The sequence below is a fragment of the Niabella sp. CPT15-335-S11 genome, assembly GCF_058792415.1.
In genome coordinates, this window is the sequence record NZ_JBYTEI010000002.1 from 82,375 (window position 1) to 96,790 (window position 14,416).

General features: G+C 46.0%; 9 protein-coding genes. 2 read left to right on the forward strand and 7 right to left on the reverse strand.

Annotated features, from left to right (window positions below):
• Nucleotides 1–15: 15 nt before the first annotated feature.
• Entirely contained in the window at nt 16–1,434 is a 1,419-nt protein-coding gene (locus AC3WS5_RS06895) for a Glu/Leu/Phe/Val family dehydrogenase (RefSeq protein ID WP_492466536.1), read from the forward strand.
• A 78-nt stretch (nt 1,435–1,512) separates the two neighbouring features.
• Nucleotides 1,513–2,721 carry an MFS transporter gene (locus AC3WS5_RS06900; protein ID WP_492466537.1) on the forward strand — a complete coding sequence of 403 codons (1,209 nt, stop codon included), beginning with the start codon at nt 1,513–1,515 and terminating at the stop codon, nt 2,719–2,721.
• A 63-nt stretch (nt 2,722–2,784) separates the two neighbouring features.
• Here AC3WS5_RS06900 and AC3WS5_RS06905 read toward each other — a convergent pair whose 3' ends face one another.
• The 7 genes from AC3WS5_RS06905 to AC3WS5_RS06935 all read right to left on the reverse strand — a co-directional run bounded on the left by AC3WS5_RS06905 (nt 2,785) and on the right by AC3WS5_RS06935 (nt 14,409).
• On the reverse strand, nt 2,785–3,969 hold the full coding sequence (locus AC3WS5_RS06905) for an aldose epimerase family protein (protein WP_492466538.1): 1,185 nt from the start codon (nt 3,967–3,969) through the stop codon (nt 2,785–2,787).
• Nucleotides 3,970–4,253: 284 nt separating this feature from the next.
• A complete protein-coding gene (locus AC3WS5_RS06910; RefSeq protein ID WP_492466539.1) occupies nt 4,254–5,417 on the reverse strand; it encodes an endo-1,4-beta-xylanase in 1,164 nt (387 codons plus the stop codon).
• A 127-nt stretch (nt 5,418–5,544) separates the two neighbouring features.
• A complete protein-coding gene (locus AC3WS5_RS06915; protein ID WP_492466540.1) occupies nt 5,545–7,389 on the reverse strand; it encodes a glycoside hydrolase family 2 protein in 1,845 nt (614 codons plus the stop codon).
• Between the two features lie 231 nt (nt 7,390–7,620).
• Nucleotides 7,621–8,685: a family 43 glycosylhydrolase gene (locus tag AC3WS5_RS06920; RefSeq protein WP_492466541.1), complete on the reverse strand. Its 1,065-nt coding sequence runs from the start codon at nt 8,683–8,685 to the stop codon at nt 7,621–7,623.
• Nucleotides 8,682–9,869 (reverse strand): sialidase family protein, encoded by a 1,188-nt coding sequence (locus AC3WS5_RS06925; protein WP_492466542.1) that lies wholly within the window; start codon nt 9,867–9,869, stop codon nt 8,682–8,684. The genes AC3WS5_RS06920 and AC3WS5_RS06925 overlap by 4 nt, the downstream gene beginning before the upstream one ends.
• Complete coding sequence (locus AC3WS5_RS06930) at nt 9,866–11,392, reverse strand: RagB/SusD family nutrient uptake outer membrane protein (protein ID WP_492466543.1); 1,527 nt, start codon at nt 11,390–11,392, stop codon at nt 9,866–9,868. The genes AC3WS5_RS06925 and AC3WS5_RS06930 overlap by 4 nt, the downstream gene beginning before the upstream one ends.
• A gap of 11 nt (nt 11,393–11,403) precedes the next feature.
• Complete coding sequence (locus AC3WS5_RS06935; protein ID WP_492466544.1) at nt 11,404–14,409, reverse strand: SusC/RagA family TonB-linked outer membrane protein; 3,006 nt, start codon at nt 14,407–14,409, stop codon at nt 11,404–11,406.
• Between the last annotated feature and the right edge of the window lie 7 nt (nt 14,410–14,416).

Below are 14,416 nucleotides of genomic sequence, written 5' to 3' on the forward strand. Positions count from 1 at the left end.
TTGAAAAACAATGCTATGTCAGACAATCACTACAGTTTTTTTGGAGCCGTAGAAAAAAATTTTGATAAGGCGGCTCGGTACACCCATTGGGACAAAGGTCTCCTGGAACAAATTAAGGCCTGTAATGCCGTTTTCACCATGCGATTCCCTTTAAAAAGGGAGGATGGCTCTATCGAAGTTATCGATGCCTACCGGGTACAGCACTCCCATCACAAATCACCTTGCAAAGGCGGTATCAGGTTTTCGATGGAAGTTAACCAGGACGAAGTTATGGCCCTGGCAGCTTTGATGACCTATAAATGTGCTATTGTGGATGTTCCATTTGGCGGTGCCAAAGGGGGCATAAAAATTAACCGGAAAAAATACTCCTCGTACGAGCTGGAGAAAATTACACGACGGTACACCTCTGAACTGATCAGGAAGAGTTTTATTGGTCCGGCTACGGATGTGCCTGCGCCTGATTTTGGTACAGGAGAGCGCGAAATGGCCTGGATTGTGGATACTTTTACAGCCATGCACCCGGAAAATATTGATGCGGCAGGATGCGTAACCGGCAAACCCGTATCGCAGGGTGGCGTGAATGGAAGGAAGGAAGCTACCGGATTAGGCGTATTTTTTGGCCTTAGGGAAATCTGCAATAATCCTGAAATAATGGGGAAAATAGGACTTTCTACCGGCGTAGAAAACAAGGCCATTGTGGTACAAGGACTCGGTAATGTAGGCTACCACACCGCCAAGTTCTTTCAGGATGCGGGTTCCAGAGTTGTAGGACTGGTTGAATACGAAGGCTCCATTTCCAACCCGGATGGAATGGATGTGGAAGCAGTGCTGGCTCACAAGAAAGCAACCGGTTCCATTATGAATTTTCCCGGAGCAAAAAATCTGGCAGTCCGTGAAGAAGGACTGGAGCTCGAATGTGATATCCTGATACCCGCTGCGCTGGAAAGTGTCATTCACAAAGGAAATGCTGATAGGATCAAAGCAAAAATTATTGGTGAAGCAGCGAACGGGCCAATTACACCGGAAGGTGATGAAATCCTGGCTTCTAAAAATATATTCGTGGTTCCCGATATTTTTCTGAATGCAGGCGGCGTGACCGTTTCCTATTTTGAATGGCTCAAGAATCTTAGTCACGTGAGGTACGGAAGGATGGAAAAAAGATTTACGGAAAACCTGAACGGTCGCATTCTGAAAGAGCTGGAAGACCTGACGGGAAAAAGGGTTGATGAGAAGAGCCGGAAACTGATACGCCACGGAGCTGATGAAGTCGACCTGGTGTACAGCGGGCTTGAAGAAACCATGATCAGTGCTACCCGACAAATTCTCAGGGAGTGGAACAATAACCCAGGTATTCCTGATATGCGCACGGCTGCCTTTGTGGTGGCCATTAACAAGGTCGCGAATACATACAATGAACTTGGCATATTCCCCTAAGACAAAAATATTATCTAAAGGCTGCCTGCAGGCAGCCTTTTTTAGTTTTTGGCCTACCTTTAAACCTTACACGTTCAGATGCTGAAATCGATTAGCCGAAATGTATGGATACTATCGCTGGTAAGTCTGTTCACAGATGCGGCCAGTGAGATGCTTTATCCTATCATGCCTATTTATCTCAAAACCATTGGTTTTTCAGTCATCCTGATCGGGTTACTTGAAGGCCTGGCAGAAGCCACGGCAGGTTTGAGCAAAGGTTATTTTGGAAACCTTTCGGATGCGTCTTCAAAACGGCTGCCGTTTGTGCAGCTCGGATATGCTTTCAGCGCAATTTCCAAGCCAATGCTCGCCATCTTCACCTACCCCTGGTGGGTCTTCCTGGCCAGGACGACGGATCGCCTGGGAAAAGGAATCCGGACGGGCGCCCGGGATGCCTTGCTTAGCGAAGAATCCACGCCGGGAACAAAAGGAAAGATCTTTGGTTTTCACCGATCAATGGATACCCTGGGAGCTGTGATTGGGCCGGCTTTTGCGCTGTTTTTTCTATATAAGTTCCCGGGAAACTACAAAATGCTTTTTCTAATTGCCTTTCTCCCGGGGTTGATGGCCATCTTCGCCACTCTTTTATTAAGGGAAAAACGGCAAACCAAAGAAAAGACCCGCGAGAAAGTTTCCTTCTTTACTTTTTTAAGATACTGGAACAAAAGCCCTGGCAATTACAGGAGACTGGTCGCGGGCCTGCTCATTTTTGCCTTATTCAACAGTTCGGATGTTTTTATCCTGCTAAAAGCCAAGGCTTCGGGGTTAAATGACACCCAAATAATCGGTACCTATATTTTCTATAACCTGATCTTCGCCCTGGCTGCTTTTCCACTTGGTAGCCTTGCTGATAAAATTGGACTAAAAAAAATGTTCCTGACCGGTTTGGTATTATTCAGCCTGGTTTATTTTGGCATGGGCTTCAACGTCAGTGAGGGATGGTTTATCGTTTTACTTTTTTTATATGGGATGTATGCCGCAGCTACGGAAGGAATATCCAAAGCCTGGATCACCAACATCTGCAGGCGAGAAGATGTTGCCACAGCTATCGGTACTTATTCTGCTTTCCAAAGTATTTGCGCCTTAATTGCCAGCAGTTTTGCGGGATTGATCTGGTATAATTTTGGCGCTGCCGTAACCTTTTGGATAACTTCAGGGTTTACGGTCCTCATTGTTATATATTTTTTCTTATATACATCTAATCCAAATCCCGAGCCGGTCGCCCAGACAAGTCAACCCCAAAACTGATTTCTTTATGAGCCAAAAAAACCGCACTTTTCAGGGTGCGGTCTTAAAACAGTGTTGCTGGTTCTATTTTACTGAAAATTTATAAACAGAAACCGTGTGGTAAGTCTGGCCGGGCTTCAAAACGGTTGATGGAAAGGCCGGCTGATTAGGTGAATCTGGAAAATGCTGGGTTTCCAGGCAGAATGCCGTGCGGTAATCATCTTTTGCCCCGCTTTTCAGGATATTTTTTCCGGCCATGAAATTACCGCTGTAGAACTGTACACCAGGCTCCCGGGTGTACACATCCAGCACAATACCTGATTTATCTCCCGTGGCAGTAGCTGCATGAACGAGTCCGTTGATACCTTTTGTACCGTTCAGTACATAATTATGATCATAACCTCTCCCAAATTTCAGTTGTTCGTTTTGTTCATTGATCCTGGCGCCAATGGTCGTGGGTTTTGTAAAATCAAAAGGTGTTCCGGCCACAGCTTCAATCTTACCGGTTGGAATTAATGTCGAATCAACCGGTGTGTATTTATCTGCGTAAACCTGGAGGGTGTGACCAAGAATTTCGCCACTTCCCTCACCGTTGAGGTTGAAGAACGCATGGTTCGTTAGATTCAAAACGGTAGGCTTATTTGTTGTTGCTGTGTAATCCATATAGATTTCATTATTAGCGTTGAGGCTATAAACCACTTTTACTTTCAATTCGCCCGGATAACCTTCTTCCATATCAGGACTCACATAGCTCAGTTCCAGCGTGGAATCATTGGGCTGAACCGCATCCCAAACCACCGCCTGAAAACCCTTCTTCCCGCCATGCAGGGTGTTCGGATAATTATTGATGGCCAGTTTATAAGTCTTACCATCCAGACTGAATGCCCCCTTAGCGATCCTGTTGCCATAACGACCGATGGTTGCACCAAAATAGGCTTCTGTCGCATTCTTGAATCCGGCTGCACTGTTCATGCCGATGACAACATCTGTCAGCTTCCCGGACTTGTCTGGCACAAATAACCCCGCGAATCTTCCTCCGTAATTAGTAATGAACAACTCTACGCCGTTCTTGTTCTTCAGGGTATAAAGGGCCACTTTCTTCCCATCGATAGAATCATTAAATAAAGCCGGATCTACCTGAGCAGCCAGGTCTTTGGACACTGCGGTTGAATCACCTGTCGCGTCATCGGTTTTCTTACTGCTCCCGTCGTTGCAGGCAATAATCGTTATAGCCAGCGTGGCAAGCATAGTAATCTTGAATACTTTCATTGTGATATTTTTAAGTTTAAAATTAAGTCAGATTGACCAATTGATGACCAAAAACAACCCAAATTTAATGGCGTGCAGCAGATTTAAAAGCGAACGATCTGAGTATCCGGTTCACTTATCTACCCGCAACCGGAAATTGTGAGATCCGCAAGCGGGTCTATTCACAAGGGACACGCCCGATATTGTTTCCCGCAGCCAGCTAAATTAGTCAGTTATTTCCTGATTCTCTTTTCTGAGGGTAGCTTCGATCTCCGACCGGAGCAGACTCTTTTCATATTAGTCGGTTATTTCCTGGCTAGTTCCTTGATAAAATCGACTTCCCGCTGCAGGTATGGCGTACCATTTGTCCGGAAAATGTCGTGAAACCATAATGGTGGCTCGGACGTGTATGTTTTTGTCCAGCTATCCCATGGATAGATGGTCTGTGATTTTCCCTGGACAAATCCCCAATTGATGGCTGCCACTTTTTCCTTTTTAGCGATTGGCAAAAAGCCTTCAAAGGTACTGCCGTTGGGTCTTGCCATATACTCTGTGCAGAAGATGGGTTTGTGGTAACGTTTGAGGCCATCGATCTTTCGCTCAAAATCTGCAGGTTTATCATAACAATGAAATGAAATGATATCAGACTCCTCTAATTGAATCCGTTCGATGGGCTTCAGCAAGCTGTCGGCCGACCATTCTCCGGCCCATACGCCTGAGGTGAGCGGCTGTGAAGGGTTTGCGCTGCGAGCCCATTCAAAAGTTTTTATTAACAAGGGCTGTACCAGGTCTACTTTATTAGGAATCTCAACTTTTTCATAGGACGCGCCGGTCATATTATCCGGCTCATTCCAAACGTCCCAGACTGCAACCCGTTTATCATTAGCGTACCTGCCGATGACTGCCTTTACATAATTCTCCATCATGGGATACTTCGTTGAATCCTTCAGCACCAATTGGCCCGGGCTCTGTACCCACCCTGAATTATGAACATGCGGCTTCGGATCACGTTGTTTACCTGCCTTTGGAAAAGGATCCCAGACTGAATCGAACAAAACAAACATGATTTTAATCTTATGCCGGGCGGCTATATCTAAAAAGGTATCTATCCGGTGAAAAAAGCCAGCATCATCCTGCTGCCAGGGCAGGTCGTGGAGATACACGCGCATCATATTCATGCCCAATGAAGATGCCCAACCCATCTCCCTGGCAATCGTTGTCGTATCAAAAGTATCGGCCTGCCACATTTCCAACTGATTGATGGCCGTGCTGGGCAGGAAATTTGACCCAAGGTACCAGGACTTCCCTGAATACCAGGTCATGGCCTGTTCCGGGCTCCAGATCTCCCTGACCGTATTGGAGCTATCAGAAAGCTGATTGCCCTGCTCTCTTTTTTTGCCAATTCCGGAGCATGACAGCATCGGCAGCGTCATGGATAAAAAAACTCCGGCAATGAATAAATTTTTCAACACAAGCTATTTTCTTAGTTTAACAAATTATACAATAATACTCTTTCTATGCAAGTTCGTATTCATCCTGTAAAGAACAAGGTACTCTCTCCCTGCGCGGGACAGAGTACCCTCTCCTGAATCGCAATTATTTTACCGGGACCTGGTATAAAGACTCGTGCAGGGATTTGAGCGTTGTTTCCGGGATTTTTATCACTTTCCGGTCGTAGGTAAGTATCCCGTTAGTCTCAATTTCCACATCGGTTGTTTGTGTATAAACACCGGCAGAAAGGCCGAGTGGTATCAGATTCCTGAGATCAGTCATTAACCGTGTGTATCTCTGCAGGAGTTCGTCTTTGTCTTTAAAGCTTTGGTATCCCCAGTTATTCTTGTCCTGCCAGGTATGTCCTTCTACCGGCAATCCCAGTCCGCCAAATTCTCCCAGGACCAGGGCCTGTCCCTTATTTCCAAAAATTTGCGGATCAGGCATGGCAGGGTCAGGATAATTATGAATATCCAGTATGTGACCCGTGAAACTGAAGTTTCCACCACTAGCGCTATTCACCAGCCTCGACGGATCATACTTCATCGTCCAGTCAGTGATTTCTTTGGTCTTGAACTGCCCCCATGCTTCATTGAAGGGTATCCATACTACAATCGAGGGGAAATTATAGAGCGCGTCCATAATGGTTTTCCATTCTTTTTTGTAGTACCCCTCTGACTCTGCAGACCTTTCTTTGTCGTGATTTAAACCAGAAATCTTCCCTGGCTGCATATCCCAATGGTTTCCTCCCAAATCTCCGCTTGGCATATCCTGCCAAACCAAAACACCCACGCTGTCACAGAACCTGTACCAGCGGGCCGGCTCAACTTTAATATGTTTTCTGATCATATTAAACCCCATTTCTTTTGTTTTCACGACGTCAAACAATAAAGCGTCGTCAGTAGGTGCAGTATACAGACCATCAGGCCACCAACCCTGGTCAAGCGGACCGTACTGAAAAAAGATTTTATCATTCAGCGCCAGCCGCTCTATACCCTTCGCGTCTTTTTTCAGGGAAATCTTCCGCATAGCAAAATAGCTCTCTGCATAGTCGATCTGTTTACCGTTTCTCAGCAGGGCAATTTTCAGGTCATATAATTTCGGGGAGTGCGGCGACCAGAGTCCGGCGTTCTTCATTTCTATACTACCCTCGGTTCCGGCGGGAAGAGTGGCTTCGGACAACTTGTTTTTCCCGTCAAACACTACAAATCGCACAAGGTCGCCGGCCCTTGCATTTTCAACTGCTGCGGAAACTTTTAACTCGCCTTCATCAACCTGGGGCGTGTGACGCGTTGATGCAATGTATGTGGCGCCAACGGTTTCTGTCCAAACGGTTTGCCAAATACCGGTTACCGGTGTGTACCATATCCCATGGGGATTGTTGATTTGTTTCCCTCTGGGCTGAGGTCCGTCATCGGTGGGATCCCATACCCTCACGATTAGCTCCTGGCTTTTACCTTTTTTCAATTGCGGGGTGATATCAAAACTGAAAGGTTCGTAGCCGCCTTCATGCCGTCCTACCCTGGTACCATTTACAAATACGTCACACTGCCAATCCACCGCGCCAAAATGCAGCAACACGCGCTGATCGCCTGAAGGCTTTAACAGAGAAATACTCTTCTTATACCAGAGAAGTTTGTCTTTGCCAACACGTTTTCCAACACTCGAAAGTGCCGACTCAACGGGGTATGGCACTAAGATCTGGCCATCGAATGAAGCAGGAGCGCTCTCCTGGGTTTTAGGAGTGATGGCATATTGCCAGCTTCCGTTCAGGTTCTGCCAGTTGCCCCTTACGAGTTGCGGCCGCGGATATTCCGGAAGCGGTTTGGCAGGATTGACCTTCTCGGCCCAGGGAGTGAGTATCTTACCACCAACGGGCTCCCAGCGTTGGGCACTTAGCACTCCAGTCAATAGCACAAATAACGCAAGGGCGTAGGATCGTCGAATCATGATTAACGGTTTTAATTTTTATTTTAGTTTTTAGTATGTTTCAATTATAAATTCACTCAGTAGTGATTATTCATATTTTTCTGCTGAACGGAATCTGACCCTGGATTTGGTCAAAGTGAAAGAAATTAATCCTTCATCGAAAACTTAGCGTATGAGGCTCTAAGTTGACAGTGATAATTGGCAAATGTTCGATAAATCCCCATAAAGTTATCTATCAACAAAGATAATGTATTAAAATTCAGGTTTGTCATTGCTTTTTGACGAAGGATAGCCATCATTAATCAACGGCCATCCGTCGGTACTCCAGTTGACTTTATCCAGCATCAACGCACGCTGATTAACTGACCCAATCTTTGCATTGTTGACATCCATTGCATGGTAAAGTATCCAATCGGTGCCCTTTTTATCTGTAATCAACCGCGAGGTGTGCCCGGGTCCCGCAAATACTGAATTTCGCTGCAGGACCAACGTCCCGCTACCGGGATTTTTCAGATCATTTCCATTCTTATCAAGATAAGGACCCCGAAGGCTCGTGGCGCGTCCTACCCTAACCTGATAAATACTAGCCGCGCCATCGCAACAATTGTTCTTGGATCCCATAAAATAGTAATAGTTATTCCGCTTAAAAACAACCGTCCCTTCGAAATCTCCCGCAGCGATCTTAAACTTCCGGCTGGCGTCGGGGACGCTTTTGCCATCTGAAGAAAGTTCCAGTCCATATATCCCCGCGTTTGGCTGAGAACTGTAACTGCCGGCGAATAAATATTTCACCCCATCCTCCTCAAAATAAAAAGGATCGATTGCATTAGGCATATTGACTTCAGACGAAAAAAACAACTTACCCTGATCCTGAAAAGGGCCGGCGGGGTTATCGGCTATTGCCAGCCCTACGCCGGGATTTGGATCTGCCCAGATAGAATACGAATAATACAAATAATACTTCCCATTTATATGGACAACTTCGGGGGCCCAGATCCCACCGTTATTTTTCCATGACGGCTTTACAGAAAACGCGTCTCCCACATAGGTCCAGTTTACCAGGTCCTTTGATCTGACTATTGCTACCAAATGATTCTTATTATCGGTATTCCAATAATCTTCCGTTCCGTAGGCATAAAAATCACCCGATGCACTATCCCTTACCACGGTTGGATCAGCCAAAATAGGCTTGAATACCGGATTACGGAACGATGTAAGATCCGGCGGAGGAGGAGGCGGCGGCTGCCCGGGATACGATTTATTACCACAGGATATCAACCCTGCAAGGCACATCAACATTAAAAATACTCTCATCATTGCTGTTTTAGTTTTCCTCTGATCATCCAAATAGCTGAATAATTGTTAAAAGCATTTGTGCTGGTCAATGCGGCGATGGTATTCTCATCCAGCACACATAAAGCATTCCATAAAGCCGACTTGTCCCGGGGGATATCGAACGGCCTTGTGGTCAAACGGAGTTTGCCGGGTTCTGAGCCGATGGCGACATCCATCGTAGAAAGTCGCCAGTCGCTTCCCCGGTTCAATGTACTTTGAAACGACAGTACTAAGGTTCCGTTCATAAATTCCTTAATATATGGAGCCCCGGCATACACCCTGTTCGAAATCTCCTGATTCAGCAAACGGGTCCTCGCGATGCTGTTTGCATCAGCAACTCGGCCATCTCTCTGAAGAGGAAGTGTTATTATTGATGGATTAAACTCGCCCTCTGCACTGTTATCCTCAATGGCCAATAGTATTTTATGTTGCTGCTTGTCGTAAACCGGCACCGGCATACCATCCCTGAATCCCCTGGCGAAACTCACGATTTCGGGCTCTTTGGTCCAGGTAACCCCGTTATCAACCGAACTCAACATGGAAATATTCTGCTCATCTGACTGCAGGTAAATCCCCTCATTAGCAAAGTACGACCGTATCTCCCCCGATGGTAATTGCAGCATTGAAGGTTCCCAGCACCCATTTTTAAAATCGGAGCCGGCTTCATAGAGCAACTGCTCATCTTGCCAGGTATTACCCTTGTCCCTGCTCCTTTTTATACAAATAGAGAACTTTTTTGACGGGTCATAGAAGCCGTCCGCGCCTGGTCTTGGCCTTAAGTTATAAGCCAGGATGAGACTACCATCTGCCAGTTCAAGTATTTCAGGATTGGCGATATTTATGTTATTGTGCGAGGTGGTGATCAGCTTTTCATCCGACCAGGATATTCCATCGTCAATACTTGTAATCATAGCGACGCTCCCATTGTGCTCATAAACAAGGAAATATTCGCCACTGGTCAGTTTAATCATACGGGGATATGAAAAATGGTGCGTACCGTTATTTGAGGCAGGCTTCGCAAGTTGTATTAAAGAAGTTCTGTCCCATTCGACGTCCAGACGCTTTAGGGGATTAGGCAGTGTGCCCTGGGTGCCCGGAACCCTGCAGCTTTGAACTGCGAGGACGAACAAAAATCCAATTACAAAATATTGAAGCTTTTTTTTCAATATCCTTGATTTTGCTTAAGATTTGGATTATTAAGCACTTCACTTTGCGGTATAGGAAGTCTTATACTCTTGCCAACCACAAAATTCTTGAAATCCGGATCACGCTGTGCAACGACATCCACCTTTGCCTGTGACTCCAGGTCGCCCCAGCGTTTCAGGTCTGCCCAACGAACACTCTCCCCACAAAGTTCCAAAGCTCTTTCAACTTTGAGCCGCTCTCTGAAAAGGTCTTTATTATTACCTATTCCAGGATATGCAGTTGCCAGCGGCGCCAGCTTGGAGCGTTCTCTAACCCGGTTTACGTATTGATAGGCATCTGCTGTCTGGCCGATTTCATTCAGCGATTCAGCATAGAGCAATAGTATGTCTGCATAGCGTATTAACCGATTGTTCACTTCGGAATAGTAATCTTCATTTGTTCTGTAATAATCTCTGGAGTACTTTTTGAACCAGGCTTCATTCTGGTTCCATTGCCAGCTCCTTCCGTAAATCTTATCACCAAAATCCGCTTCCAGTCCGGGATAGAACAATGAATATCTTAAGCGCGGGTCAATTCCATTATCAACAGTCTTCTCTTTTTTAAACTCGTCTACCAACCAATAGCGGGCCTGTCCGTCGGACCAGCCAATGCCTCTTGGTGCAAAAAACTGAGGTCGGTTGCAACCCATGTTATTATTGACGAAATCCCCATCGCCTCCAGTGTTTGCATTCGAAAATTGGATTTCAAAAATGGATTCTTTGTTGTTCTCCTGCGTCGCCCTAAAGTTTTCTTTAAAATCAACCAAATCGTATAAGTCTTTTCCTGATCCGGAAAAGAAATAATCTAACGCAGTTTTTGCTTCAGCCCATTTATGTTGTTGCATAAGTGTTCTCGCAAGCATGGCATAAGCGGCACCTTTTGTGGGCCTTCCCACGTTGGCATTATCCCACTGAACCGGCAGGTCCGTTACAGACTCTTTTAAATCTTTCTCAACCTGCGCCCATACTTCTGCGAGCGTATTCTGTTTGGGTTGAACTCCCGGATCTACCGGAGGTTCCAGCACGATTGGAATATTTTCCCAAAGCAAAGCTCCGTAATAATAGTAAAAAGCTCTGAAAAATTTGGCCTGAGCCAGCATCTGACTCTTTTTTGTCGCATCGGAAAAATTAATATCAGGAACATGTTTGAGGACCTGGTTACATCTGAAAATTGCTTTATAGGTATCTCTCCAGGTCCAGCTATTCCCTTCCCAGAAATTATAGTTGACGTAATTGAATCTTGTCCAGTCTGCAAGTTCCACCCACGGACTGATGCTGTAGCCCTCGTCTGACGTAAGGTCCAGCCGAAAATAGATCCATCGGCTCCAGGTTCCATCCTGGTAAAACATAGCGTATATGGCGTTTGTGCCTTTCTGGGCATCGGTTTCACTCTTCCAAAACTCCTGCACTGTCAGGGTATTTGGGTTGGTTTGGTCGAGCAGAGCCTTTTTGCAAGAGGCAAAAAGGACCAGAACTGTCATCAAAAGATATATATATTTTTTCATTTTATCGAATTTTAAAGTCCTAATTGAATTCCCAGAGAGATTACTTTAACATTGGGATAAGCACCATAATCGTATCCTTTTTCAAAAATGCTTCCATTACTGAATTCAGGGTCCAGGCCAGTATACCTGGTAAACGTCACGATATTTTGTCCCGTGAGTGAAATCTGGGCATTTGAGAACCCAACATGTTTCAGTAAATTCTGAGGAAGATTATAGGCCAGGCTAAGGAGCTTCAATCTGAAAAAGCTGCCATTCTCCAGCCATCTTTCGGTATCACCCCTTGAGTTCAGTGTGGATGCGTAGTATGCCCTGGGCACGTCTGTATTTGGATTTTCCGGGGTCCAGGGCCTTATGCCCTTCCTGTAATTTGAGTTATCGTCGAAACGATCCATTACACTCTTAGGACCGTTGAATACAGTTGCGCCAAACGAACCGAACCAATCCATGGTGAATTCAAAGTTTTTGTAGGTGGCACCCGTGTTCAGACCAGTTTCAAATTTGGGCCATGGGCTTGCAACCACCACTTTGTCAGCATTGGTAATCTGTCCATCACCATTATTGTCTACAAACCTAATATCTCCGGGCTTGGCATTCGGTTGAATGACTTTACCATTGGCATTCTTGTAATTGTTCACTTCATCCTGCGTCTGGAACAGACCTTTTGTTTGCAGTACGTACCACATTCCAATAGGCTCGCCCAGTTTCGTTACCGTGTTTCCAACATATAGCTCATTTCTTCCATACCCAAGTTCCAGGACTTTGTTTCTAAGTGTGGTGAAATTAAGGGTTGCGAAATAGTCAACCAGGTTTTCATTATTCCTGTAAGTAGCAGTGAATTCAAATCCGCTATTGTGCAATGTAAGCGCGTTTGCTCTCGGGGCCGATCCATCATGTCCGGTCGTCATCAGGATAGGCGATTGATACAAAACGTCCACGGTCTTTGCATCAAAATAGTCACCAGAAAGAGATAATTTGTTATCTAACACAGCCAGGTCAAATCCGTAGTTTTGTTGCCTTAGGGTCTCCCAGCTTAATCCGGGGTTTGCAAGCTGAACCTGGGTCGCTGCCGGTTCCGCATGTTGGTCCCTGCCCAGCGTGATTGTGGTCAGCGTATTGATAAATGCCATCGATTCATAATATCCGATATTTGAACTACCCAATGTACCGAAGCTGGCACGCAATTTCAGGTCATTGACCCAAGGTACATTGAAAAACGACTCCCGACTCAGGCGCCATGCAGCTGAAACTGAGGGGAAATTTCCCCATTTCAATCCAGCGCCCAACCTGGAGGAACCATCCCTGCGGATGACAGCATTGAACAAATACTTGTCATCAAAAGAATATTCCGCCCGACCGAAATAAGAAAGCAGTACGGCTCTTTGCCTAAATCCACCTAATTGGGCATCCGTTCCCTGATCTAAGACATCATAGTAATTACCCGTGGAATTACTGAGCACATTACGTTTTTGACCCCAAATCTGAGCGTAGTCGTCCTGTTGAAAAGATTGTCCGCCGATCAGGGTAAAATCATGCTTTGAAAATTTCTTTTTGAATGTTAGAGTATTTTCTAGAAGTCTGCTTACAAACTCAGCCCGGTTCTCGTTGGCTATAGCCGGTTCATATGCCTGGTTTAAGGTCCAGTTACCTGGCTTTCTGAAAAATTTATAATGATCCCGGCTGGTTTCGTATCCAAGGTTCAGACGATATTTCAGAAAATCAAAGAATTTTAATTCTGACCAAAGATTTCCCCGCAGCCGGAGATTTTCATTTGTCTGACTGATTAAATTGGCTATAGCAACGGGGTTGGTTCCAAAAGTCCTGGCCTTGCGTTCATCGCCATAACCAAAGCCGCCGGGATGGGTTGAGTCATAAACCGGGATGGTTGGGAGCAATCGGATTACATCGATGATCGGGTTGCCTTTCATTTCATCAGTTTTTGAATTGCTGATGGCGAGGTTTTCCCCTATACTGAAAATTCCTTTGGATCCCTGGGAGTTTACCCTGAAGCTGTATCTGTCAAAAGCGGTGCCGATGACCGTTCCCTGGTTGCCCAAATATCCTAAGGAGGTCAAAAAAGAACTATTCTTTCCTCCACCAGAAAATGACAGGTTGAGATCGTTCATCTTTCCAGTTCTGAAAGCCTCCTTCTGCCAGTCGGTGTTCACCGTGGTATCCAGTTTTTGGCGGGCCGCGCCTGCATTATCGTAGGCCATGTAGTTCAGGCGCGTGAACTCTTTGGTATCGGCAACTGAATACCGGGGCATGATTTGAAGCCCCGACTTAGCGGAAAAGTCAATTTTCATAGGACCGTCCTTACCTTTTCGCGTGGTGATAATGATGACCCCATTTGCCGCTCGGGAACCATAAATCGCCGCCGCGGATGCATCCTTTAGAATTTGTATCGATTCGATATCAGCCGGATTGAAATCCCGGTTTGCGCTGGTAATCAATCCATCGATAACGTATAATGGATTGGTCCCCGAAACATTTTTCAAACCGCGAATCTGGATCTGAGCCTCCGAACCAGGCCGCCCCCCACTTCTTACTTTAATACCTGTAGAAAGGCCCTGCAAAGCTTCCGCCACAGTTGTAGCCTGCCGTTTTTTGATGTCGCTTGGCTTAACCACTGATATCGCTCCGGTCAAGTCCTTGCGCTGTTGCGTACCGTAACCTACTACCACCACCTCGCTGAGATTGGAGGCTGCCTGTTGTAGAACTACGTCTATGACCGTCCTGTTATTTACAGGAACCTGGAGTTCACTATAACCGACGGAAGTAAAGACGAGCGTGGCATTGGCGGGAGCTACAATGGAATAAGCCCCACTGGTAGTGGTGGCAACGGCAGTGACGGCGCCCCTGACAGTTACGCTCGCTCCAATAACCGGCTCTCCCTTTTCATCGGTGACCCGCCCGGTGATGGTGCTCTGTGCCCAGGCACCTGTAATGGAAATCAGCAGCAATACCAGCATGAACATCATTCTGGCACTTTTGCTGTGCTTGATTTTTTTTGATTGCATGGCAAAT

Bases quoted from the DNA above. Each gene is read 5' to 3' on its own strand.
- AC3WS5_RS06900 (WP_492466537.1), top strand. From the start codon at position 1,513: ATGCTGAAATCGATTAGCCGAAATGTATGGATACTATCGCTGGTAAGT.
- AC3WS5_RS06895 (WP_492466536.1), top strand. From the start codon at position 16: ATGTCAGACAATCACTACAGTTTTTTTGGAGCCGTAGAAAAAAATTTT.
- AC3WS5_RS06905 (WP_492466538.1), bottom strand. From the start codon at position 3,969: ATGAAAGTATTCAAGATTACTATGCTTGCCACGCTGGCTATAACGATT.
- AC3WS5_RS06930 (WP_492466543.1), bottom strand. From the start codon at position 11,392: ATGAAAAAATATATATATCTTTTGATGACAGTTCTGGTCCTTTTTGCC.
- AC3WS5_RS06920 (WP_492466541.1), bottom strand. From the start codon at position 8,685: ATGATGAGAGTATTTTTAATGTTGATGTGCCTTGCAGGGTTGATATCC.
- AC3WS5_RS06915 (WP_492466540.1), bottom strand. From the start codon at position 7,389: ATGATTCGACGATCCTACGCCCTTGCGTTATTTGTGCTATTGACTGGA.
- AC3WS5_RS06935 (WP_492466544.1), bottom strand. From the start codon at position 14,409: ATGCAATCAAAAAAAATCAAGCACAGCAAAAGTGCCAGAATGATGTTC.